Origin of the sequence: Streptomyces sp. 2114.4, from assembly GCF_900187385.1 — a bacterium.
Taxonomy (GTDB): Bacteria; Actinomycetota; Actinomycetes; order Streptomycetales; family Streptomycetaceae; genus Streptomyces; species Streptomyces mooreae.
The window spans coordinates 3,060,081-3,082,633 of record NZ_FYEY01000001.1; the positions used below are offsets into that span (position 1 = coordinate 3,060,081).

Annotated in this window: 21 protein-coding genes; 9 read left to right on the top strand and 12 right to left on the bottom strand. The window is 72.1% G+C overall.

Annotated features, from left to right (window positions below; genetic code table 11):
* Positions 1-161 precede the first annotated feature (161 nt).
* Positions 162-587: a protease inhibitor I42 family protein gene (locus tag CFW40_RS13210; RefSeq protein ID WP_256331486.1), complete on the top strand. Its 426-nt coding sequence runs from the start codon at positions 162-164 to the stop codon at positions 585-587.
* 187 nt (positions 588-774) lie between these two features.
* Entirely contained in the window at positions 775-1,284 is a 510-nt protein-coding gene (locus tag CFW40_RS13215; RefSeq protein ID WP_088797975.1) for a GtrA family protein, read from the top strand.
* A 21-nt stretch (positions 1,285-1,305) separates the two neighbouring features.
* Here CFW40_RS13215 and CFW40_RS13220 read toward each other — a convergent pair whose 3' ends face one another.
* The gene (locus CFW40_RS13220) at positions 1,306-2,553 is read right to left on the bottom strand and encodes an ATP-binding protein (protein ID WP_088797976.1); all 1,248 of its coding nucleotides are present in this window, start codon (positions 2,551-2,553) and stop codon (positions 1,306-1,308) included.
* Positions 2,554-2,559: 6 nt separating this feature from the next.
* Positions 2,560-3,240, bottom strand: a complete 681-nt coding sequence (locus tag CFW40_RS13225) for a response regulator transcription factor (RefSeq protein ID WP_088797977.1) — start codon at positions 3,238-3,240, stop codon at positions 2,560-2,562.
* 503 nt (positions 3,241-3,743) lie between these two features.
* On the opposite strand from CFW40_RS13225, the gene CFW40_RS13230 reads away from it, so the two are divergent.
* On the top strand, positions 3,744-5,249 hold the full coding sequence (locus CFW40_RS13230) for a peptide MFS transporter (RefSeq protein ID WP_088797978.1): 1,506 nt from the start codon (positions 3,744-3,746) through the stop codon (positions 5,247-5,249).
* 112 nt (positions 5,250-5,361) lie between these two features.
* Here CFW40_RS13230 and CFW40_RS13235 read toward each other — a convergent pair whose 3' ends face one another.
* The 6 genes from CFW40_RS13235 to CFW40_RS13260 form a co-directional block, all read right to left on the bottom strand.
* Complete coding sequence (locus CFW40_RS13235) at positions 5,362-6,810, bottom strand: hypothetical protein (protein ID WP_088797979.1); 1,449 nt, start codon at positions 6,808-6,810, stop codon at positions 5,362-5,364.
* On the bottom strand, positions 6,810-7,991 hold the full coding sequence (locus tag CFW40_RS13240) for a hypothetical protein (RefSeq protein WP_371127129.1): 1,182 nt from the start codon (positions 7,989-7,991) through the stop codon (positions 6,810-6,812). Before CFW40_RS13240 ends, CFW40_RS13235 begins: the two co-directional genes overlap by 1 nt.
* Positions 7,988-8,995, bottom strand: coding sequence for a hypothetical protein (locus tag CFW40_RS13245; protein ID WP_088797980.1), 1,008 nt, complete (start codon positions 8,993-8,995; stop codon positions 7,988-7,990). Before CFW40_RS13245 ends, CFW40_RS13240 begins: the two co-directional genes overlap by 4 nt.
* 101 nt (positions 8,996-9,096) lie before the next feature.
* A complete protein-coding gene (locus CFW40_RS13250; protein WP_088797981.1) occupies positions 9,097-9,819 on the bottom strand; it encodes an LPXTG cell wall anchor domain-containing protein in 723 nt (240 codons plus the stop codon).
* A 235-nt stretch (positions 9,820-10,054) separates the two neighbouring features.
* Positions 10,055-10,555 carry an ATP-binding protein gene (locus CFW40_RS13255; protein ID WP_088797982.1) on the bottom strand — a complete coding sequence of 167 codons (501 nt, stop codon included), beginning with the start codon at positions 10,553-10,555 and terminating at the stop codon, positions 10,055-10,057.
* Between the two features lie 171 nt (positions 10,556-10,726).
* Positions 10,727-11,095, bottom strand: a complete 369-nt coding sequence (locus CFW40_RS13260; protein WP_088797983.1) for an STAS domain-containing protein — start codon at positions 11,093-11,095, stop codon at positions 10,727-10,729.
* Between the two features lie 261 nt (positions 11,096-11,356).
* Here CFW40_RS13260 and CFW40_RS13265 point away from each other — a divergent pair, with 261 nt between their 5' ends.
* Positions 11,357-12,295: an RNA polymerase sigma factor SigF gene (locus tag CFW40_RS13265; protein ID WP_088797984.1), complete on the top strand. Its 939-nt coding sequence runs from the start codon at positions 11,357-11,359 to the stop codon at positions 12,293-12,295.
* Positions 12,296-12,480: 185 nt separating this feature from the next.
* Here the strand turns inward: CFW40_RS13265 and hutI are convergent, their stop codons facing one another.
* The 4 genes from hutI to hutU are packed head-to-tail and all read right to left on the bottom strand — an operon-like array spanning position 12,481 to position 17,934.
* Positions 12,481-13,665 (bottom strand): imidazolonepropionase, encoded by a 1,185-nt coding sequence (gene hutI / locus CFW40_RS13270; protein WP_088797985.1) that lies wholly within the window; start codon positions 13,663-13,665, stop codon positions 12,481-12,483.
* Positions 13,666-13,682: 17 nt separating this feature from the next.
* Positions 13,683-15,038 carry a formimidoylglutamate deiminase gene (locus CFW40_RS13275; RefSeq protein WP_088797986.1) on the bottom strand — a complete coding sequence of 452 codons (1,356 nt, stop codon included), beginning with the start codon at positions 15,036-15,038 and terminating at the stop codon, positions 13,683-13,685.
* Positions 15,029-16,267, bottom strand: a complete 1,239-nt coding sequence (locus CFW40_RS13280) for an allantoate amidohydrolase (protein ID WP_088797987.1) — start codon at positions 16,265-16,267, stop codon at positions 15,029-15,031. The genes CFW40_RS13275 and CFW40_RS13280 overlap by 10 nt, the downstream gene beginning before the upstream one ends.
* A complete protein-coding gene (gene hutU, locus CFW40_RS13285; RefSeq protein ID WP_088797988.1) occupies positions 16,264-17,934 on the bottom strand; it encodes a urocanate hydratase in 1,671 nt (556 codons plus the stop codon). Before hutU ends, CFW40_RS13280 begins: the two co-directional genes overlap by 4 nt.
* A gap of 235 nt (positions 17,935-18,169) precedes the next feature.
* On the opposite strand from hutU, the gene CFW40_RS13290 reads away from it, so the two are divergent.
* The 5 genes from CFW40_RS13290 (at position 18,170) to CFW40_RS13310 (ending at position 22,511) form a co-directional block, all read left to right on the top strand.
* The gene (locus tag CFW40_RS13290) at positions 18,170-18,676 is read left to right on the top strand and encodes a hypothetical protein (protein WP_088797989.1); all 507 of its coding nucleotides are present in this window, start codon (positions 18,170-18,172) and stop codon (positions 18,674-18,676) included.
* A complete protein-coding gene (locus CFW40_RS13295; protein ID WP_088797990.1) occupies positions 18,673-19,071 on the top strand; it encodes a transcriptional regulator in 399 nt (132 codons plus the stop codon). The genes CFW40_RS13290 and CFW40_RS13295 overlap by 4 nt, the downstream gene beginning before the upstream one ends.
* Positions 19,072-19,202: 131 nt before the next feature.
* A complete protein-coding gene (locus CFW40_RS13300; RefSeq protein WP_176956690.1) occupies positions 19,203-20,087 on the top strand; it encodes an ABC transporter ATP-binding protein in 885 nt (294 codons plus the stop codon).
* Positions 20,084-21,058 (top strand): ABC transporter permease, encoded by a 975-nt coding sequence (locus tag CFW40_RS13305; protein ID WP_256331485.1) that lies wholly within the window; start codon positions 20,084-20,086, stop codon positions 21,056-21,058. Before CFW40_RS13300 ends, CFW40_RS13305 begins: the two co-directional genes overlap by 4 nt.
* Positions 21,059-21,158: 100 nt before the next feature.
* The gene (locus CFW40_RS13310; protein WP_088797991.1) at positions 21,159-22,511 is read left to right on the top strand and encodes a diaminopimelate decarboxylase; all 1,353 of its coding nucleotides are present in this window, start codon (positions 21,159-21,161) and stop codon (positions 22,509-22,511) included.
* The last annotated feature ends 42 nt before the right edge of the window (positions 22,512-22,553 follow it).

Below are 22,553 nucleotides of genomic sequence, written 5' to 3' on the forward strand. Positions count from 1 at the left end.
CCAGGGTATCCGTACGGCGCCGCGGACCCCGACCCGGGCTTGGATGATCCTCCGAGTTCGCACGTTCGAAGATCGCCGGTGGAAGATCGACACCGGCGGTTACCCTCAGGCCGGGGTGCGGGGCCGGCACCCGGGCCGGGCCCGGTAAAAGGGGAGGCCGGATGGGGAAGAGTGGCATATCAGGGGGCTCCAGGAAGCTGGTGATCGTGGTCGCGATCGCCGCGCTGCTGGTCGCCCTGCACTCCGTTTTCAGCCAGTTATCCGCGCCCAGGGTCTATGACGCGGACGACACCGAGATCACCGTCTCCGCCGGCGACCGCTTCAGCGTGCGGGTCCCCGACGATCCCGCCGGCGGCTACCGCTGGATCATCGCCGAGCCCCGCCCCGACCCGGCCGTCCTGAGGGCCGCCGGTACGCACGGGGGCTCCGGCGGCCCGCCCCCGGCCGCCCCGGGCCGCTACCTCGCCTTCGAGGCCGTCCGTCCGGGCCGTACGGACTTACGGCTGCTGCGCTGCCGGCGCTGCGGCACCGGCGCCGCCGACGAGAAGGGCGCCCGCAGCCTCAACTTCCGTGTCACGGTCGGCTGATCCGTTGTCACCGTCGGCCGATCCGTCGCCACTGTGTGCTGCCCCGTTCGGACCGCCAGGCGTTGCGCACGGACCTGACAGATGGCAGGCAGCGCCCGCGGCCCCTGGTTAGCATGAGGAAGCGGAACAGCCGGAGCACAGGCCCACGGCCGTGCACGCCGCCCACGACAGGAGCTGAGCGATCCCCATGAGTGAACGGAGCGCACTGCGGTCGCGGCTGGAGGTGCTCGTTCGGGAACTGGCGAAGTTCGGCGCGGTCGGCGGCGCGGGGGTCGTCGTCAACTTCGTGGTGTTCAACCTCGTGCGGCAGCTGACCGAGGTCCCCGTCGTCCGGGCCAGCATCATCGCGACCGTCGTGGCGACCGGCACCAACTACCTCGGCTACCGCTACTTCACCTACCGTGACCGCGACAAACAGGGCCGGACGAAGGAGCTCACGCTCTTCCTGCTGTTCAGCGCGGTCGGCCTGGTGATCGAGAACGGTCTGCTCTACGTCGCGACGTACGGGTTCCACTGGGACAGCCCGCTGCAGAGCAATGTCTTCAAGTTCCTCGGCATCGGCTTCGCCACGCTCTTCCGCTTCTGGTCCTACCGCACCTGGGTCTTCCGCGCCCTGCCCGCGCGGGAGGCCGTGGAGAGGGCCGAGTCCTTCCTCGCCGACGGCTCACCACGCCCGCACAGCGCCTCCCGGAAGTAGCCCCGGGGCCCGCCCGCGGCCTCACTCCTCGACCGGCTCCGCCTCACGTGCCAGGAACAGCGCGAAGACCGGCGGATGCTGCTGGAGCAGTTCCAGCCGTCCGCCGTCCGCCTCCGCCAGATCCCGTGCGACGGCCAGCCCGAGCCCGGTGGAGTTCCGGCCGGAGACCGTGCGCTCGAAGACCCGCGAGCCGAGGTCCGGCGGCACCCCGGGCCCGGCGTCGGTGACCTCGACGACCGCCTGGTTGCCGGTGACGCGGGTACGCAGCGCGACCGTCCCGTCGCCGTGCATCAGCGAGTTCTCGATCAGGGTGGCCAGTACCTGGGCGACCGCGCCCGGTGTGCCGACGGCCCGCAGTCCCTTCTTGCCGGAGCGCACGATGGCCCGCCCCGCACTGCGGTAGGCCGGCCGCCACTCCTCGATCTGCTGCTTGACCACCTCGTCCAGGTCGAAGGCGACCGCGGAGCCGCTGCGCGGGTCCCGGGAATTGGTCAGCAGCCGCTGCACGACGTCCGTCAGCCGCTCCACCTGCGCCAGCGCGATGGTGGCCTCTTCCTTCACGGTGTCCGGGTCGTCGGTGACGGTGATCTCCTCCAGCCGCATGGAGAGCGCCGTCAGCGGTGTCCGCAGCTGGTGCGAGGCGTCCGCGGCCAGCCGCCGCTCGGCGGTCAGCATCCGCGCGATCCGCTCGGCGCTGGCGTCCAGCACATCGGCGACCCGGTCCAGCTCCTGGACGCCGTAGCGGCGGTGGCGCGGGCGGGGGTCGCCGGAGCCGAGCCGTTCGGCGGTCTCCGCGAGGTCGGTGAGCGGCGCGGTCAGCCGGCGGCCCTGGCGGACGGCCAGGATGACGGCCGCAATGATCGCCAGCAGCGCCACGGCCAGGATGACCAGCAGCGTCCGGCCGATCTCCGCGCTGACCATGGAGCGGGAGGCCTGGACCGTGACCGACTCACCGCGGTCCCCGCTCACCTGCGACTGGATGACATCGCCCGAGGGCCGCGTCCCGATCTCGATCGGCGCCTTGCCCGGCACCTTGATCTTCGCGTACCGCTTGGCGGTGATCTGCTCGGAGAGGATGTCCGGGGTGATCTTCTCGCCGCTGCCCAGCCGGCTCTCCACTATCCCGACCAGCCGGACCGCCTCGGACGCCACGCTCTCCTGGGCGCCGGCCTGGATGGTGCGGGTCTCGACGATGACGAGCGAGACACCGAAGACGGCGATCACGACGAGCACCACGGCGAGCGTGGAGTTGATCAGGCGGCGGCGCACGGGCCCCTAGCTCTTCTCGAAGCGGAAGCCGACTCCGCGGACGGTGGCGATGTAACGGGGGTTGGCGGCGTCGTCCCCGAGCTTCTTGCGCAGCCAGGAGATGTGCATGTCGAGCGTCTTCGTGGAGGACCACCAGGTGGTGTCCCAGACCTCGCGCATCAGCTGGTCGCGGGTGACGACCCGTCCCGCGTCCCGCACCAGGACCCGCAGCAGGTCGAACTCCTTCGCCGTGAGCTGCAGTTCCTCGTCACCCATCCACGCACGGTGCGACTCGACGTCGATCCGTACGCCGTGGGTGGCGGGCGGCTGCTGGGGCTCGGCGGTGGAGCCGCGGCGCAGCAGGGCCCGTACCCGGGCGAGGAGTTCGGCGAGGCGGAAGGGCTTGGTGACGTAGTCGTCGGCGCCGGCGTCCAGGCCGACGACGGTGTCCACCTCGTCGGCGCGGGCGGTCAGCACCAGGATGGGGAAGGAATGGCCTTCGTTGCGCAGCCGGCGGGCGACCTCCAGGCCGTCCATGCCGGGCAGCCCCAGGTCCAGGACGACGAGGTCGATATTGCCCTGGATACCGGCGTCGAGCGCCGTCGGGCCGTCCTCGCGCACCTCGACTTCGTAACCCTCGCGGCGCAGTGCGCGGGCGAGCGGCTCCGAGATGGACGCGTCATCCTCGGCGAGCAGTACACGGGTCATGGCCCGATGGTAGTCCGATGTCCGTGGACCGAGGGGCGGACCAGCGCGGATGGCCGAGGACGGACCGTTCCTGCAGCGTGAGCCGGGCACGCCCCGGGCGCGCGCGGGGGCGCGTGGTACCCGCAGGGGCGCTCACAGTTCCCCGTGCCGGTGTGAGCGTTGTCTCACGCAGCCCAACAGCGCTGCCACCGGACGTATGGTGGCAGGACGTCCATCGCTCAACCACCGGGACCTTTGACTCTCCGCTGACGTCAACGGTCCCTCGTTGTGTACCGGGCTGGAACCGCCAGCCCTGAAGGACAGTGATCGACCTGTCGACCGGGTCCGCCGCGCTAGCTAGACGGGGGGCGTGGAATCCGGAGTACGACCGTCCTGACGGCCCCTCGCGGGGGTGCCGAACCTCCCGGACGTGGGGGCGGGCGGGGCTACGCCGGTGCCGGTCATCCCCCCACCCGGGCGCGTATCGGCCAGCGAACGCGTCCCGTAGCAGCAAGGAAGCATCCATGGCGTCCAGCCTGACGAAGGACGCGGCCCAGCAGGAGAACCCTGCGAACGGCGGCAAGACCTTCTTCGGCCACCCCCGCGGCCTGGCCACGCTCTTCATGACCGAGATGTGGGAGCGCTACAGCTTCTACGGCATGAAGGCGCTCCTCCCGCTGTATCTGATCGCGCCCGGCGGCATGCACATGCAGGCCACCACGGCCACGGCGATCTATTCGGTGTACATGGCGATGGTCTACCTGCTCGCCATGCCGGGCGGCTGGGTGGCCGACCGCTTCTGGGGACCGCGCAAGACGGTTGCCATCGGCGCCCTCGTCGTCATCGCGGGCCACATCACGCTCGCCCTGCCCTCCGCGGCGTCCTTCTTCGCGGGTCTCGTGCTGGTCGCGATCGGCTCCGGCCTGCTGAAGGCGAACATCTCCACGATGGTCGGCCACCTCTATGACGGCCCGCAAGACCCGCGCCGTGACGGTGGCTTCACGCTCTTCTACATCGGCATCAACATCGGCGCCCTCCTGGCCCCGCTGTCCATCGGTACCGTCGGCGAGAGCGTCAACTGGCACCTCGGCTTCACGCTCGCCGCCGTCGGCATGGCGCTCGGCCTCGCCCAGTTCCTGCTCGGCACCCGCCACTTGAGCCCGGAGAGCAGCGTCGTCGCCCAGCCCGCGACCGACCAGGAGAAGGCGTCCGTGCTGCGCAAGGGCCTGATCTGGCTGGCCGTCGCGGCCGTCTTCTACACCCTGCTCGGGGTGACCGGGAACTTCGCCGACTGGGCGCTGATGCCGATCACCATCGCCGGTCTGGTCATCCCGATCGCGGTCCTGGTCCGGATGAAGCGCGACAAGGAGCTCACGGAGCTGGAGCAGTCCAAGCTCTCGGGCTACATCTGGTTCTTCGCGGTCGCCGCCGTCTTCTGGATGATCTACGACCAGAACGGCTCCACCCTGTCGATCTTCGGCGAGAACTCCACGACGAACGACCTGCTGGGATTCCACTTCCCGACGTCCTGGTACCAGTCGCTGAACCCGCTCTTCATCATGGCGCTCGCCCCGGTGGTCGCGTCGGCGTGGCTGTGGCTGAACAAGCGGGACAAGGAGCCCAGCACCGCCGTCAAGTTCGCCTCCAGCCTCGCGCTGATCGGCATCTCGTTCGCGGTCTTCCTCATCCCGCTGATCGACACCGCTGCCCATGGCGGCAAGGTCAGCCCGATGTGGCTGGTGGCGATCTACTTCATCCAGACCGTCAGTGAGCTGTGCCTCTCCCCGGTCGGACTGTCGGTCACCACCAAGATGGCGCCCGCCAAGTACACCTCCCAGATGATGGGTGTCTGGTTCCTCGCGGTCACCGCAGGTGACTCGGTGTCAGGTCTGCTGACGTCGCCGCAGCTGAACGTCAATCTGAACACCGCCGCCTCGGTCGCCGTGGAGGCCGTGTTCGCCGTCATCGCCGGCCTCGGCATCTGGACGTCCCGCAAGCGGATCAAGGAGCTGATGGGCAGCGTCAACTGACGCCTGCCGGCCCGGCCCCGGACAGCGGAAGGGGGCGTCGCACCGGCGGTGCGACGCCCCCTTCGTGCGTCCCCGGGGACGTATCCCGCCTATGCGTCGGGGACGTGCCGCGTCAGCGGACCCGTGCCCGGTGCCGGGGCAGGAAGGTGAAGACCGCCCCGCCCAGCAGGATGACCGTCCCGGCGAGGATGCCGAGCGCGGTCAGCGCACCGTGGTCGCTCGCGCCGGTCTCGGCGAGGCCGCCGCTGCTGCCGCTGCCGCCCGAGACACTGGCCGGCCCCGCCGCACCGCCACCGGAGGCCGCCCCGCCCGTGGTGCCGCCGGACGTGCCGCCCTGCTGTGCCGAGGTGTCCAGGGCGAGCGAGACTCCCGGGTCCTTCTCCGGGGTGCAGGTGGTGGTCGTCCCGAGGGCGTTGACGGTGAGCACGCCCGGGGTGAGCGTGGCCTTGCCGGTGGCGCCCGGCTTGTAGGTGCCCTTCAGATCGGGGATCGCTATCGGCTGCCCCGCCTTGATCGGACCGGCGTTCGCCGGCCCCTCGGCCTTCACCGCTCCCTTGTCCGCGCCACCGACCTTGACGTCCATCGACGGCTTGACCGAGCCCTTGGGGATGTCCGCCGGGCTGTCCATGACGGACTTGCTGAACTTCACCGTCAGGTCGTAACCGCCGGCCTTCTTCACCGCGTTGATCTGGACCGGCGAGGTCGCCTTCTTGTCCCCGATGGGCGTCTTGCAGGCGTACGGGACCAGTACTTCCTTGCCCTTGTACGCGGTGCCGTCGGGGTCGCCGCCGGAGCCTCCGGTGGTGGCACCGCCGTCGGTGCCGCCGGTGGTGGCGCCCGTAGTGGCACCGCCGGTGGTCCCGCCGGTCGTGCCCGTCGTGGTCCCGCCCGAGGTGGTCCCGGAAGTGGTGCCGCTCGTGGTGCCGGTGGTCGTACCCGTGGTGGTGCCGCTCGTGGTCCCACTGGTCGTGCCGGTGGTCGTGCCGCTCGTGGTGCCGCCGGAACCGGCCCCGCCGTCGGTCACCTTGATGGTGACCGCGGGCTTCACCGTCTCCTTGGGCGAGCACTTGGTGTCCGTCGAGATCGGCTTGTTGACGTTGATGTTGTAGAAGCCGGGCGTCAGCGTGACCTCACCCGGCTTCGACAGCTTCAGCTTGCCCTTCATGTCGGACAGCTTCATCGGACTGCCCTTGGGGATCGGCGGGTTCTGCCGCGGCCCCTGCACGGCCAGATCGCCGGTCTGCGCCCCGGCCACCTTGACCGTGCCGGTCGGCTGGACGGTGTTCTCCCCCAGGTCGAGGATGTCGGGGTTCTTCGAGGCCCCCTCCACGGTCTTCCAGACCACCTCGATCTCGTCGCCCACCTTGGCCGTCTCCGGCGCGCTGACCGCCACCTTCGTGGTGCCCTCGACCGGCGGCAGCCCCGATATCGGCGGCGGCAGACACTCCGTCTTGTACGACACCTCTGCGGCCTGGGCGGTCCCGGCCGCTGCCATGATGCCCGCACCCGCGAGCACCAGCGCGGCCACCGAGGCCACCGCGGCTCTCCTCCGTTGCCTCATCACGCTGAACCTTTCGACGTCGGTCGTTCGGTTGATGTGGTGGACGGTGCGGTGTCCTGGGTGAACCACGGCAGCGCGGCACGGCCCCCCGGTGTACCGGGGCCGGCCGTGGAGCCCTCGCGCGCGGTCCGGTTCCTGATGCGTGGTCCGATGCCGGCCGCGCGTGTGCGTCCGGGCGCCGGCGTACGTCCGGGCGAGGGCGTACGCCCCGCGCCGTGCCTGCGGGTGCCGCCCGACCGGCGCGGGCGGACCCGGTCCACGAGGGCCATCCCGATGCGGAACGCCGCCGTCGGGACCACCACGCAGAGCAGCACCCAGAAGAGCGTCACGCCCCATGGCCTGCCGACTCCCCAGGGCTGCTCGGCCAGCACCTTGCCGCCGTATTCGAGCGAGACCAGATAGTCCCCGTGCGCGCCGGCCGGCAGCTCGACCGGCAGCGTGACCTCGGCCTTCTTCCCGGCGGGTACGGTCCCCCGCCACTGCTGCTCCTCCCACTCCGTCGCGAAGATCCCGTGTGAGGTGCCGACCCGGAAGACGGGGTCCTTGGCCGGTGCCGAGCCGAGATTGCCGACGGTGAGGGTCAGCTGACGCCGTGCGGGGGCGCCGAACCAGGTCAGCAGGCCGCTGCTGCCCGCCAGCCGCGGCTGGGCGAGCACGGTCAGCCGGCCGCCGGTGCGCTCCGTGGGCAGCGGCGCCACCGGGTGGCCCGCCACCGTGAAGGCGGCCTCCGCAGCGGCCGCCTCACCGGTCACGGTCGCCGCATGCACCACACAAGGGCAGGGTTTGGGCGGCTCGGCGACCGGGAGGAGCCTGCGGAACGCGCCATGGGCGTCGGTGGTGACCGCCCGTCCGTCGCCGTTGGCACACGAATTGGTACCGCCGATCATGTTCTGCCCGCAGATCAGCAGCGTGAGCAGCGCCTTGGGCCGCCAGCCACGGCCGGTCACGGTGAGCGAGCCGCCCTTGCCGGCTTCCTTCCGGGAGAGGTGGACGGTGGGATGCCCCTCCCCCGCGGCGTACGGGGCCGCGGGCGCGGCGGCTGCCGGGAGCGGAGCCGCCGCGAGTGCCAGGCAGAGGAGGAACAGGGCCACCGCCCCCTGTCGTACGGGGAGCGTGGTGCGTGCGGCGCGTACGGTGCGGGTTGCCGGGCCGGTGCAAAACCGCCCGGTGCCGCCGGTCACGACCGCGCTCCTGGTCCGGTACCCGCCAACTGCCCCGCCGCGTCCGCCCGGCCGCCGCCGGGCGGTGGCACCTCACCGGCCGTCCCCCTCGCGGTCCCGGCGCCTTCTGCCCCACGCGCGCCCGGCACCTCACTCGCGCCCCGTGCCCGACGCCGCCGGCGTACGACGACCGGTCCGCCCACGCCGGCCGCCAGAAGGAGCATCCCTCCCGCCACCGCACCCCAGGGGGCCGTGGTGTACGTGGCAGTGACGGACCCGTGGGCGCCGCCGCCCGCTGTCGCCGTGAGCCGGAGATCCACCGCGTCCAGGCGGGGCGGATCGGCCCACGTCTCCGTCAGATCGACACCCTGGCCGGGCCGCAGCGTGGTCGGCAGGGCGCGGGGGGCCCGCCGCAACACGGGGCCGAAGAGCCCGTCGGCGCGGACCGCAAGGCGCGGCGCGAGCACCGTGTTGCCGCGGTTGACCAGCGTGTACCGGATGAGCGCCGCACGGCCCCGGCGGCGCACCGACACCTTCTCGACGGTCAGCGCGGACAACGGCCGCCCGGTCACCCGCAGATGGACCGGTACGGCGTCCCGCCCGTCCGCGCCGCTCCCCCGGCCGCGGGTGGCGAGCAGCGAGCCGGAGCGCTCACCCGGGGCGGCATCGCGCGGCACGGTCACCGTGAACGGCACACTCGCCCGGGTGTGCGGCGGAACCTTCACCTCCGTCGAGGCGAGGGCGAGCCACGCGCCGGGCGTGGAGCCGCGCAGCCGTACGGTGACGGTGCGGCCGGTGGGGTTGCTCAGGGACAGCCGGTCGCTCATGACGGTGCCCGGCGCGCCCTCCAGGTAGAAGTACGGGCGGTCCGCTGTGCCGGGCGCGGCGCCGTCACCGGGCGCGGGCGCCGCGGACCAGCCCGGTGGCGCGGCGGCCGGCCGGGCCGCGGCCGCCGTGGAGCACAGCAGCACGGCGGCGGTCGCGAGGACCACACCGCTGACCGCTGTGCGGGTACGGAAGGGCATCGGCGGCTCCTGCTGCAAGGGGGGCGCCCCGTGCCGGCCGGGCAGGGGGCGGGCGGAGAACGACGGTGCACCACGCGGGTCCTGACGCCCCACGCGGCGCGTCACACCCGCTGGTGACGGCGGGTCAGCCAGAGCGCGCCGGCCGCACCGGCCAGCAGCACGGTGCCGCCGAGGGTGCCCAGCGCGAGAGCGGAGTCCGCGGGTCCGGTCTGCGGCAGCTGCCCGCCCGAGGATCCGCCGCCGGCCGCGGCAGCGCCGGTGCTTCCCGAGGCGTCGCCCGAGCTGCCGGTCCCCTTCACGTCCAGGGTCAGCGAGGGCTTGGGGTGGTTGGCGGGTGTGCACGTGGTGGTGGTGCCCAGCGCCTTGATGGTGAGCGTGGAGGCGGTGAAGGTCACCTTGCCGCTGCCCCTGGGGGTGTACGTACCGCTCAAGTCACTGATCTTGATGGGGGTGTTGGCGGGGATGGCCTGGTCGTTGGGCGGCCCGGCGACCGGCACCGTACCGCTCTCCGCACCGCCCAGCGTGATCAGCGCGCTCGGCTTCATGGCGCCCTTGCCCAGCTCGACGGGGCTGGAGGAGACGCCCTTGCGGAAGGACATGACGAGCTTGTACGCGCCGCCGCCGGGCGTGCTCGTGATGTCGATGGGCGAGACCGCGCCCTTGCTGCCGATCGGCGTTTTGCACTGGTAGTTGACGTCAACGACCTCGGCGTGGGCAGCCGGTGCGGTGAGCATCACCGCGGACCCCGCCGCCATCGCCACGGCCGCGGCGAGACCGGCCGCCCGGCCCGGGCGCCTGCCGTGCTGTTCGTAGAAGCGGGCCACCTCGGATTCCCCTTCTCCCGGTGAGCGCACCGCCGGACGTTACTGACGGCACATCAGATTGGCCGCTCAAGGTACGCCGGGGACCTTGCCGAGGGAAGGCAATGCACAGCCCCGATCGCCCCGGGGGCCGCGCGGCCGGGAAATCCGTCCTCGGCAAACCCTTAGGACACGACAAAGCGCGGGCCCTCGGGCCCGCGCTCAGTTCTCCTCTTCCCCGGCGGTGTCCGCCCGCCCTTCAGGACGGCGCGGCGAGCTCCGCCCAGACGGTCTTGCCCGTGCCGTCGGCGTTGCGCACCACGCCCCAGTCCAGGCACAGGCGCTGCACGATGAACATGCCGTGACCGCCGGGACGGCCCGGACGGTGCGGGCTGCGCGGCGCCGGCGAGCCCGCGCCGAGGTCACTGACCTCCAGGCGCAGCACTTTGCCGGTGCTGCGCAACCGCAGCTCCTCGGGCCCTTCGGCGTGCAGACAGGCGTTGGTGACCAGTTCCGAGACGACGAGCAGCACATCCTCGGCCGCGGCACGCCGGTCGGCGCTCGCGGCCGGCAGCCAGCCCCAGTCGTGCAGCGCCTGCCGGGCGAAGTCGCGGCCACGCGCCACGGCCCCTCGGGTGCCTGCCAGGCGCAGCCGGCGGATCTGCCCCACCGGGGTGGCGGCAGCCGGGGCGGCGGAAGCACCCGCACTGCCCGGCTCCGGGCCGAGATCGCCCGGCGGATACGGCCGGGTGGTGCTCATCAGCGCTTCACCTCACCGATTCGCCTGTTCACGGAAAACAGATACTGACTGATTCAACGGATTCAGATGTCTCCTGCCCGACCGGACCGTGAGAACACCCACTTCTTGGGTACGGAAGTTGTGACACGGACTACGTGCCCGGAATGCAACGTTCCGGACACCGTCGCCATGTCAGTCGGCCAGGGCCGCGTCGAGGGAGTCGTGCACCGTGAAAACCGCCTCAGCGCCGGTGATCTCGAAGACCCGGGCGACTACCGGCTGCATTCCGGCCAAGTGGACTCCGCCCCCCTCGGCTTCCGCCTTCAGGCGGGCGCCGAGCAACACATTGAGACCGGTGGAGTCCATGAACTCAAGGGGTGAGCAGTCCACCACCAGGCGTGCGTATCCGTCGTCCACACAGCCGTCAAGTGACTCACGCAACAGATCTGCGGTGTGGTGATCGAGCTCACCCGAAACCGTCACGACCGCGCTGGCGCCGTGATGGCGGATCTCGACATGAAGCCGGCCCCGGCTTGCACTGCCGACCGTCCCGCGGTCCATGCGCGCGCACCTCTCCTGCTGTCTAGACGACTGTTTGCTTACCTACTGCGCTCGTGCGAACCCTACGCCTTCCCGACGCCTCTCGGTAGCCGAACAATCCGCGTATTGCCCAATATATGGACAACGCGTACTTGCCATCTTCAGGCAAACCCAGGTAGGCGTAGAAGCACACATCCGAAACGGCCGGCTTTGGAGGCGCCGCACACCGCAGCTTCGCGTAGAGGCATCGGCAGCCATATGCCGAGAACGATGGAGGAGACCATGTCACCCCGGCTCGACGAATTGCGCACCGAAGACCACCGGCAGCCCGCATCGTCGACACCCCCGTCCGACCCGACCGAGCAGATCCCTTCCCAGTTGCTCCCCGCCGAATCCGATCTGGCGGGATTGACTGAGATCGAGGGACTGCCCGAGATCCCGCCGTTCGACGAGGTGGGCCCGGTGGACGCGAGGGCTCTGTCCAAGACCCTCTTCGAGCGTCTCGAGACGCTCGAGGAAGGCACCCACGAATTCGCGTACGTCCGCAACACCCTGGTCGAGCTCAACCTCGCGCTGGTGAAGTTCGCGGCCTCCCGGTTCCGCTCCCGCAGCGAGCCCATGGAGGACATCGTCCAGGTCGGCACCATCGGCCTGATCAAGGCGATCGACCGCTTCGAGATCAGCCGCGGCGTCGAGTTCCCGACGTTCGCCATGCCGACCATCGTCGGTGAGATCAAGCGCTTCTTCCGTGACACCAGCTGGTCGGTGCGGGTACCGCGGCGTCTGCAGGAGCTGCGTCTGGACCTCGCCAAGGCGGGCGACGAACTGGCGCAGAAGCTGGACCGCGCCCCCACGGTGCACGAACTCGCCGCACGCCTCGACATCAGCCGTGACGAGGTCGTGGAGGGCATGGCCGCGAGCAACGCGTACACCGCGAGCTCGCTGGACGCCCAGCCCGAGGAGGACGACAGCGAGGGCGCGCTGGCGGACCGCATCGGCTACGAGGACCACGGGCTCGAGGGCATCGAGTACGTCGAATCCCTCAAGCCGCTGATCGCCGAACTCCCGCCGCGCGACCGGAAGATCCTCTCGCTGCGCTTCGTCGCCAATATGACGCAGTCCGAGATCGGCGAAGAGCTGGGCATCTCCCAGATGCACGTCTCCCGTCTGCTCTCCCGCACCCTCGTGCGGCTCCGCAAGGGGCTGATGGTCGAGGAGTGAGGGACCGCGGTCCCTGCCGGTCCGCGCGGCCGGCAGCCGCCCGCGCAAAGGAGGGCCTGCCCCGGGGTTGCTCGGGACGGGCCCTCTCTTGCTTGCCGGTGCGGAACGCCGTCCCGTACCGGTGCCGGAAGCCGTCCGCGCCGGCTCGGTGAGCCGGCGCGGAGATCACTGCGGCCGGGCGGGCGTCAGACGCGCACGCCCTTGTGCCACACGGCCGAGACGAGCGGGACGCCCGGCCGGTAGGCGAGGTGGACGTGCGAGGGCGCGTCCAGGAGGGCGAGGTCGGCGCGGGCGCCGGGCGCGATCCGTCCGACGTCCGTACGGCGCAGGGCGCGGGCGCCGCCCGCGGTCGCCGACCACACCGCCTCGTCGGGCGTCATCCCCATGTCGCGGACCGCCAGCGCGATGCAGAACGGCATGGAACTGGTGAAGGACGAGCCGGGGTTGCAGTCGGTGGACAGCGCGACGGTGGCGCCGGCGTCGAGCAGCGGGCGGGCGTCGGGCCACCGGGCGCGGGTGGAGAACTCGGCGCCCGGCAGGAGGGTGGCGACGGTGTCGGACTGCGCGAGGGCGTCGATGTCGGCCGGGCTGAGGTGGGTGCAGTGGTCGGCGGAGGCGGCGCCGAGTTCGACGGCGAGCTGGACGCCGGGGCCGTGGCCGAGCTGGTTGGCGTGCACCCGCGGTACCAGGCCCCTGGCCTTGCCCGCGGTGAGCACGGCGCGGGCCTGGTCGCCGTCGAAGGCCCCCCGCTCGCAGAAGACGTCCACCCAACGGGCGTGCGGGGCGCAGGCGTCCAGCATCGGGCCGGTCACCAGGTCGACGTAGCCGGCCGGGTCGTCGGCGTAGTCGGGCGAGACGATGTGCGCCCCGAGGAAGGTGACCTCGTCGGTGTGTTCGGCGGCGATGCGCAGCGCGCGGGCCTCGTCCTCGACGGTGAGCCCGTAGCCGGACTTGGTCTCCTGGGTGGTGGTGCCCTGGCGCAGCGCCTCGGCGAGGTAGCGGGCGACGGTGGCGTGCAGCGCCTCGTCGGTGGCGGCGCGGGTGGCGGCGACGGTGGTGCGGATGCCGCCGGCGGAGTACGGGCGGCCGGACATCCGGGCGTTGAACTCCGCGGTGCGGTCGCCGGCGAAGACCAGGTGGGAGTGGGAGTCGACGAAGCCGGGGATACCCGCCCGGCCGGCCGCGTCGACGGCGGTGTCAGTGGCAGGTGCTTTGCTGGAGGCACCGACCCAGGCGATGCGGTCGCCGTCGATGACGACCGTGGCGTCCTGGATCAGGCCGAGGGGGCCTTCACCGAGGGAGGGGTCGTTGGTGACGAGCTGGGAGATGTGGGTGATGGCGGTGGTGGTCGGCGTGGAGGTCGTCGTCATCGCGGGGGTGTTCTCCTTCAGCCGCGTACCGCGGCGATGGACTCTGCGAGGGCGGTGGGTACGTCGGGGACAAGGGTGTGCACACCGTCCCGGACGATCTGCCGGCCGCCGACGACGGTGTGCCGTACGTCCGCCGCGGAGGCGGCGAATACGGCCGTTTCGGCGGCCAGCCGGGGCGGTGGTCCGGCGGTGCGTACGGAGTCCAGTGCGATCGTGGTGAGGTCGGCGAGCGCGCCGCTCTCCAGGGCGCCCGCGTCGTCCCAGCCCAGGGCGGCATGACCGTCGGCGGTCGCGGCGCGCAGCAGGGCGGCGGCCGTCCAGTGCCCGCGGGTGCGGGTGCGCAGCCGTTCGTCCAGCTCCATGGCGCGGGCCTCTTCGAGCAGGTCGATGACGGCGTGACTGTCACTGCCGAGGGACAGCGGGCTGCCGCGGCCCTGGAGCCGGGCGGCCGGGCCGATGCCGTCGGCCAGATCGCGTTCGGTGGTGGGACACATGCACACGCCCGTGTGGGAGTCGCCCAGCAGCTCGATGTCCTCGGTGGTGAGGTGGGTGGCGTGCACGGCGGTGGTGCGGCTGCCCAGCGCGCCGTGGTCGGCCAGCAGCCGGGTGGGGGTGCAGCCGTGGGCCGCGCGGCAGGCGTCGTTCTCGGCGGTCTGTTCCGAGAGGTGGACGTGCAGCGGGGCCTGCCGCCGGCGGGCCCAGTCCGCGACGGTGCCGAGCTGCCCTGCGGGGACGGCGCGTACGGAGTGGATCGCGGCGCCGATGCGGGCGTGGGCGCGCTCCCTGAGCGCGTCGGCGCGTTCGGCCCAGCGCTCGGCGGTGCCGTCGCAGAAGCGCCGTTGGTGGTGGTCGGGCGGGGCGCCGAAACCGGCCGAGAGATAGGCGGTGTCCAGGAGGGTGATCCGGATGCCGGCGTCGGCGGCGGCGGTGATCAGCGCCTCGCCCATGGCGTTGGGGTCGTCGTAGCGGGTGCCGCCCGGCGCGTGGTGGAGGTAGTGGAATTCGCCGACGCAGGTGATGCCGGCCAGCGCCATCTCGGCGTAGGCGGCGCGGGCGAGGGCGTAGTAGGTGTCGGGGGTGAGCCGGTCGGCGACGCTGTACATCACCTCGCGCCAGGTCCAGAAGGTGCCGGTGCCGACCTGGACGACGCCGCGCAGGGCTCGGTGGAAGGCGTGCGAGTGGGCGTTGGCGAGGCCGGGGAGGGTCAGGCCGCGCAGCGTGGTGGCACCGGGCGGCGGGGTGTCCGTACCGGTGCGGACGGCGGTGATCCGGCCGTCCGCGGTGTCCACCGTCACGCCCGGCTCGACGTGAGTGCCGAGCCAGGCGTGTTCGAGCCAGTACGTCGTCGGTGTTGCCTGCGGCGTCAGCGGCACGCCAGCCCCTCCAGTACGTCGGCGAGTGCGGTGACCCCGGCGGCGCAGTCGTCCTCGTCCGCCGCCTCGGCGGGCGAGTGCGACACCCCGGTGGGGTTGCGGACGAACAGCATCGCAGTGGGCACCGTTGCGGACAAAATACCCGCATCGTGCCCGGCGCCGGTGCCCAGGACGGGCACGGTCCGCTCCCCCGACTTGCCGAGGATCGCGCTCAGCTCGTCCCGCAGGGCGTGCTGGAACTCCACGACGGGGGTGAAGGATTCGCGGACGACGGCCAGCTCCACCCCGTCGCGGGCGGCGCGCTCGGCGGCGGCCTGCTCGATCCCGGTGATCACGGTGTCCAGGGTGTCCTGGTCGGGGGCGCGGGAGTCCAGCCAGCCGCGCACCAGCGAGGGGATGGCGTTGACGCCGTTGGGCTCCACGCTGATCTTCCCGAAGGTGGCCACGGCACCGGCCAGCCGGGCCTGCTCGCGGGCGGCGAGCACGGTCGCGGCGTAGCTGAGCATCGGGTCCCGGCGGTCCTCCAGGCGGGTGGTTCCGGCGTGGTTGGCCTCGCCGTGGAAGTCGTAACGCCAGCGGCCGTGCGGCCAGATGGCGGAGGCGATGCCGACCGGATCACCGGACAGGTCCAGGGCACGGCCCTGCTCGACGTGGAGTTCGACGAACGCGCCGATCCGGGCGAGCCGTTCGGGGTCCGGGCCGATGGCCTCCGGGTCGTATCCGGCGCGCTCCATGGCCTGCGGGAGGGTGATGCCCTCGCCGTCGCGCAGCCGGTGCGCGGCCTCGGGGGTCAGCGCCCCGGCCGCGAGCCGGGAGCCGACGCAGGCCAGGCCGAAGCGGGCGCCTTCCTCGTCGCCGAAGTTGACGATCGCCAGGGGCTTGTCGAACTCCGCCCCCCTCCGGCGGAGTTCATCGAGCGCGGCGAAGGAGGAGACGACCCCCAGGGGGCCGTCGAAGGCGCCGCCGTCGGGCACGGAGTCCAGGTGCGAGCCGGTGACGACGGCGTCGCCCGGGTCCACGTCCCGGTAGCCGGTGGCGCCGAGCCAGGCCCACTGGTTGCCGTTGCGGTCCAGTTCGCAGACGAGTCCACGGGCCTCGGCCTGGGCCCGGAACCACGCCCGGCAGTCGGCGTCGGCGCCGGTCCAGGCGTAGCGGCGGTAGCCCCCGGAGGAGGAGTTGCGGCCCAGCGGCCGCAGCTCCTCCCACATCTCGTGGAACGAGGCGGTCACGCGTCCCCGCCTTCGCCTTCGCGCATCGGGATGCGGACGCCGCGTTCGGCGGCCACCTCGTCGGCGCGCTCGTAGCCCGCGTCGACGTGCCGGATGACGCCCATGCCCGGGTCGTTGGTGAGCACCCGGCGGATCTTCTCGCCGGCCAGCGCGGTGCCGTCGGCGACGGTGACCTGTCCGGCGTGGATCGAGCGGCCCATGCCGACGCCGCCGCCGTGGTGCAGCGAGACCCAGGAGGCGCCGGAGGCGACGTTGACCATGGCGTTGAGCAGCGGCCAGTCGGCGATCGCGTCCGAGCCGTCCTTCATGGCCTCGGTCTCGCGGTAGGGCGAGGCGACGGAGCCGCAGTCGAGGTGGTCGCGGCCGATGGCCAGCGGGGCCTGGAGCGTCCCGTCGGCGACCATTTCGTTGAAGCGCTCACCGGCCTTGTCGCGCTCGCCGTAGCCGAGCCAGCAGATCCGGGCGGGCAGTCCCTGGAAGTGCACCCGCTCGCCGGCCAGCTTGATCCAGCGGGCCAGCGACTCGTTCTCCGGGAAGAGGTCCAGGATCGCCTTGTCGGTCGCGGCGATGTCGCGGGCGTCGCCGGACAGCGCGGCCCAGCGGAACGGCCCCTTGCCCTCGGCGAACAGTGGCCGGATATAGGCGGGGACGAAGCCGGGGAAGGCGAAGGCCCGCTCGTATCCGGCGAGCTGGGCCTCGCCGCGGATCGAGTTGCCGTAGTCGAAGACCTCGGCGCCGGCGTCCATGAAGCCGACCATCGCCTCGACGTGCCGGGCCATGGACTCGCGGGCCCGCTGGGTGAAGTCTGCGGGCTTCTCGGCGGCGTAGGCGGCCATGTCGTCGAAGTCGATGCCGGCCGGGAGGTAGGCCAGCGGGTCGTGGGCGCTGGTCTGGTCGGTGACGATGTCGATCGGCGCACCCTCGGCGAGCATCTGCGGCAGCAGCTCGGCGGCGTTGCCGAGCAGGCCGATGGAGAGCGGCTTGCGCCGGTCGCGGGCCTCGACGGCGAGCTGGAGGGCGTGCTGGAGGCTGTCCGCCCGCACGTCCAGGTAGCGGTGCTCGATCCGGCGCTCGATGGCGCGGGGGTCGCAGTCGATGCAGATCGCGACGCCGTCGTTCATGGTGACGGCGAGCGGCTGGGCGCCGCCCATACCGCCGAGGCCGGCGGTGAGCGTGATCGTCCCGGCCAGGGTGCCGCCGAACTTCTTCGCCGCGACGGCCGCGAAGGTCTCGTAGGTGCCCTGGAGGATGCCCTGGGTGCCGATGTAGATCCACGAACCGGCGGTCATCTGGCCGTACATGGTCAGCCCGAGGGCTTCCAGGCGGCGGAACTCCTCCCAGTTGGCCCAGTCGCCGACGAGGTTGGAGTTGGCGATGAGCACCCGCGGCGCCCATTCGTGCGTCTGCATCACGCCGACCGGCCTGCCGGACTGGACGAGCATCGTCTCGTCCTGCTTCAGCGTGGTGAGCGTGCGCACCATGGCGTCGAAGGAGCGCCAGTCACGCGCGGCCTTGCCCGTGCCGCCGTAGACGACGAGCTGGTCCGGGTGTTCGGCCACCTCCGGATCGAGGTTGTTCTGCAGCATGCGCAGCGCGGCTTCCTGCTGCCATCCCCGAGCACTCAGCTCCGTACCGCGCGGTGCCCGCACGGGTCGCGGTCCCGACATGGGCCGTGCCTCCCTGACGTCGAATGGATTGAGCTATTCACATATTGAGGTCGGTGAATAGCGCTAGTCAACAGGGCGCGGGGGACCGTCTGGCGCGAGCCGCACGAACCAGCCAACCCGCCGGAGATTTTTGACTTGCCCATCGGGAAAGTCTGCGCTAACTTTCCTAGTGGGCAAGTCAACGGGGAATCGTCCGGACCCGCCCCGTCCGGACCGCCTTGGGGAGGCGAGGAACATGAGCACATCAGTCAATGCCGAACAGGCCTGGAAGGATCTGCAGCGCATCCGGGTACCGCAGGAGCGGGTGTACGACGAGATCGAGCGGACCGCCCGGAACGACGCGGGGTCGGCCTACACCACGGCCGCGGTGATGTGGGTGTTCGTCGCCGTATCGGGCCTCGATCTGCCCGGGTGGGCGTTCTGGCTGGCGCTCACGGTCTATATCGCCCTGCTCGGCGCGCTGGCTGTCCTCTACAACCGCAGGACGCGGATGCGCCTGCACCACTCGCGCCACAGCTGGCGGTCGTTCGCCATCTTCTTCGCGGGCATGGCGGTGACCGTGCTGACCATCCTGGGCTCCGGTCTGCTGGTCGACTGGCTGGCGCTGCCCTTCGGCAGCCTGATCCAGGCCACCGTCTCGGCGGGCGCCTTCGCCCTCTTCGTCGGGCCGGCCAACCGCTGGGCGGTCGGCTCACTGCGCGACCGCGGTACGAGAACCCTCCGGAAGGGAGCAGGCCGATGAGCACCCCGAGCGGCTTCGACGAACTGATCCACCCCTCCACCCGGCTGTCCGTGGTGGCGCTGCTCGCCGCCACGGAGTGGGCCGACTTCCCATTCATCCGCGACAGCCTCTCGCTCAGCGACTCCGCGCTCTCCAAGCAGCTGCACACCCTGGAGGAGGCGGAGTATCTGGAGATCCGCAAGGAAGGCGGCGGCCGCAAGCGGCGCACCAAGGTACGGCTGACACACCGCGGCCGGACCGCCTTCGAGGGGCATGTGGCCGCGCTGCGGGCCATCGTCGAGGGCGCGGGGCCCGCGGCGGCGCCCGCGCCGGCGGCGGATTCCGCGGCGTCGGCGGAGACCACGGCGGCCACCGGGACAGGGCGCCGGCACCAGCGCGCGGAGGCGAGCCGATGACGACAACCGAACAGCCGACCGCCGCCCCGTCCACGACCGCTTCGCGGCCGGTCGCCCCTCGGGCCGCGACCGCTCCGCCCGCCGCGGGCCCGGCCCAATCCGCCGGCCCGCCCGTCATCCGGGTGCGCGACATGAGGATGTCGTACGGCGCCACACACGTCCTGCACGGCATCGACCTGGACATCCACCGCGGCGAAATCTTCGCGCTGCTCGGCCCCAACGGTGCGGGAAAGACCACCACCGTCGAGATCCTGGAGGGCTTCCGGCAGCGCTCCGCGGGGGAGGCCACCGTCCTGGGGACGGACCCGGCGCGCGGCGACGACGCCTGGCGTGCCCGGATCGGCCTGGTCCTGCAGTCCTGGCGCGATCACCGCCGCTGGCAGGTGGCCGAGCTGCTGAGGCACTTCGCCCTGTACTACCCCGCTCCCCGCGATCCCGCCGAGCTGCTGGCCCTCGTGGGCCTCACCGAGCAGGCCGGACAGCAGGTCGACCGGCTCTCCGGCGGGCAGCGCCGGCGCCTCGACGTGGCACTGGCGATCGTCGGCCGCCCGGAACTCCTCTTCCTGGACGAGCCGACCACCGGCTTCGACCCCGAGGCCCGGCGCGACTTCCACGACCTGGTCGAACGGCTCGCCCGCGACGAGGGCGTCACGGTCCTGCTCACCACCCACGACCTGGCGGAGGCCGAGCGGCTGGCGGACCGGATAGCCGTGCTGGTCAGCGGCCGGATCCGGGCCGGCGGCACCCCGGCGGAACTGGCCCGTCGGGCCGCCGCGCAGGCCGAGGTCCGCTGGACGACGGCCGACGGCACGGCCCGCCGGGAACGCACCGAGGACGCCTCCCGGCTGGTCTGGGAGCTCCACCGGGAGACGCAGGGACCGGTGGCCGATCTGGAGGTCCACCGCCCGACGCTGGAGGACACCTACCTGCACATGGTGCACCGGGAGGACGGAGCCGGGAGCGGGGACGGGGAGACCTCGCAGTCAGAGGTCTCGGGCGGGGAGAAGAAGGCATGAGGGGGACCGAAGTGACGGCTTCTACAGAAGCGACCGTGGTGACGGGCATGGGCCAGGGGGACGACACAGCGGGACGGGCGGCAACGGCCGGCGCCGCCACCACGGGGGCAGGATCGCGCCGCCGTCGCTGCTGGCGCGCCGGCCTCCTGCGCGGTGGCATCGAACTCCGCCACCTCGTCCGCAATCCGAAGGAGCTCAGCGGCCATCTGGTCAATGTCGTCGTCGCGCTGCTGCTCGCCGGCTATATCAGCGACAAGGTCCCCGGCACCCGGGTCCCGATGGCCCATCTGACGCTCGCGGGCTTCGCCGCCTATCTGCTGTTCCAGATCGGCCTGGTCAATCTCCCGCAGATCCTGGTGACCGAGCGCGAGGAAGGCGCTCTGCTGCGGCTGCGCGCCACCCCCGGCGGCATACCCGCCTATCTCGTGGCCAAGTCCCTGCTGGTGGTCGCCATGGCGTTCGGGACCCTGGTCGTCCTGCTGGGGGCCGCCGCGGTGCTGGTGGACGGGCCGCTGCCGCACGGGCCCGGCGGGTGGCTGACGCTGCTGTGGGTCAGCGCGCTCGGGCTCCTCGCCGTCGTGCCGCTGGGGGCGGCCATCGGCGCCGTGCTGCCGAACCCCCGTGAGGCGCTTGCGTTGATCATGCTGCCCTCGATGGGTCTGCTGATCACCTCGGGCGCGATGTTCCCGCTCACCTCGCTGCCCGTGCTGGTCCAGAAGATCGCCTCGGTCTTCCCGCTCAAGTGGATGGCCCAGGGCCTGCGCTCGGCCCTCCTCCCGGACGCCGCACGCGCCGCGGAACCAGCCGGCTCCTGGGAGCTGCCGGCCGTGGCGCTGATACTCACCGCCTGGGCCGTCCTCGGCTTCCTGCTCGCTGTCCCGCTCCTGCGCCGCGCCGCCCGCCGCGAGTCCGGCTCCCGCCTCTCCGAACGCCACCGCAAGGCGGGCTGGAGCGGCAGCCGGACGGCCTGAGCGGGAGCCGGCCCCTCCGGGACCGTCCGGGCGGAGGCGGACGGCCCCGGGACCGGCTCCCGGTTGGCGTCACACCCTCACCCAATGATGGAGTTGCCCCATGAACTTCACGGAGCGAGACCGTGCCATGCAGCGAGACGGTGCCATTCAGGCAGCCATCGCACGCGGGCTGGTAGGCCCCGGCGAGCCCGTTGCCGGACTGCTCGACATCGCCGGGATCCGCCGGTCGGCGGCCGAACTCCGCGCCGCCTTCGAGGAGTTCACCGCGCCGGGCACCCCGGTCCTGCACGCCTTCGCGGTGAAGGCCGCCTCGCTCGTCCCGGTACTGCGGCTGCTCGCGCAGGAAGGGCTCGGCTGCGAGGTGGCCAGCCCCGGCGAGCTGGCGCTGGCCCGTGCCGCCGGGGTGCCGGTCGCCCGGACCGTTCTGGACTCGCCGGCCAAAACCCTCGCCGAGCTGCGCGAGGCGCTGGCCCTCGGGATCGCCGTCAACGCCGACAACCCCGAGGAGCTGGCCCGGATCGACGCGCTGATGGCCTCGGCGCCGAGCAGCGCGCCCATCGGCCTGCGGGTCAACCCCCAGATCGGCGGCGGCAGCATCGGGGCGATGAGCACCGCCACGGACACCTCGAAGTTCGGCGTCGGGCTGCGCGACGAGGGCGCCCGCGACTGGGTCGTCCAGGCCTTCCTCGCCCGCCCGTGGCTGACCCGGCTGCACGGCCATGTCGGCTCCCAGGGCATGCCCCTGGAGCTGATGGCCGCGGGCGTCACGGCCTTGTACGACCTCGCCGAGGAGATCAACGAGAAGGCCGGCCGGCGTCAGATCGACACCCTCGACATCGGCGGCGGTCTGCCGGTCAACTTCTCCTCGGACGCCACCACCCCGACCTACCGCGAATACGCCGCGCTGCTGCACGCGACCGTCCCCGGCCTGCTGTCCGGACGCTACGGGCTCGTCACCGAGTTCGGCCGCTCACTGCTGGCCAAGCACGGCACGGTCCTCGCCCGGGTCGAGTACGCCAAGTCGGCCGGCGGCCGCCCCATCGCCGTCACCCATGCCGGCGCCCAGGTCGCCACGCGTACGGTCTTCGTCCCCGAAGCCTGGCCGATCCGGGTCGCTGCCTATGACGCCGAGGGGCGCCCCAAGACGGACGCTCCGGTCGCCCAGGACATCGCGGGGCCGTGCTGCTTCGCGGGTGACCTGGTCGCGGAGAACCGTCCGCTCCCCCGCCTGGAGGCCGGCGACCACGCCGCCCTCCTGGACACCGGCGCCTACTATTTCTCCACCCACTTCGCCTACAACTCCCTCCCCCGCCCCGGGATTTACGGCTATGCGGCGGACGCGGACGGCGGGGTCCGCTTCGCCACCGTCCGCACCCCGCAGACCCTGGAGGAGCTGACCGCGGAAAGCGGTGGTGCGCACGCGAAGTCGCTGGGCGAGCTCGGGAGGCAGTAGGCGGCGGGCACCCGGCAGAGGGAGCCCGTCCGCCGGGTGCCG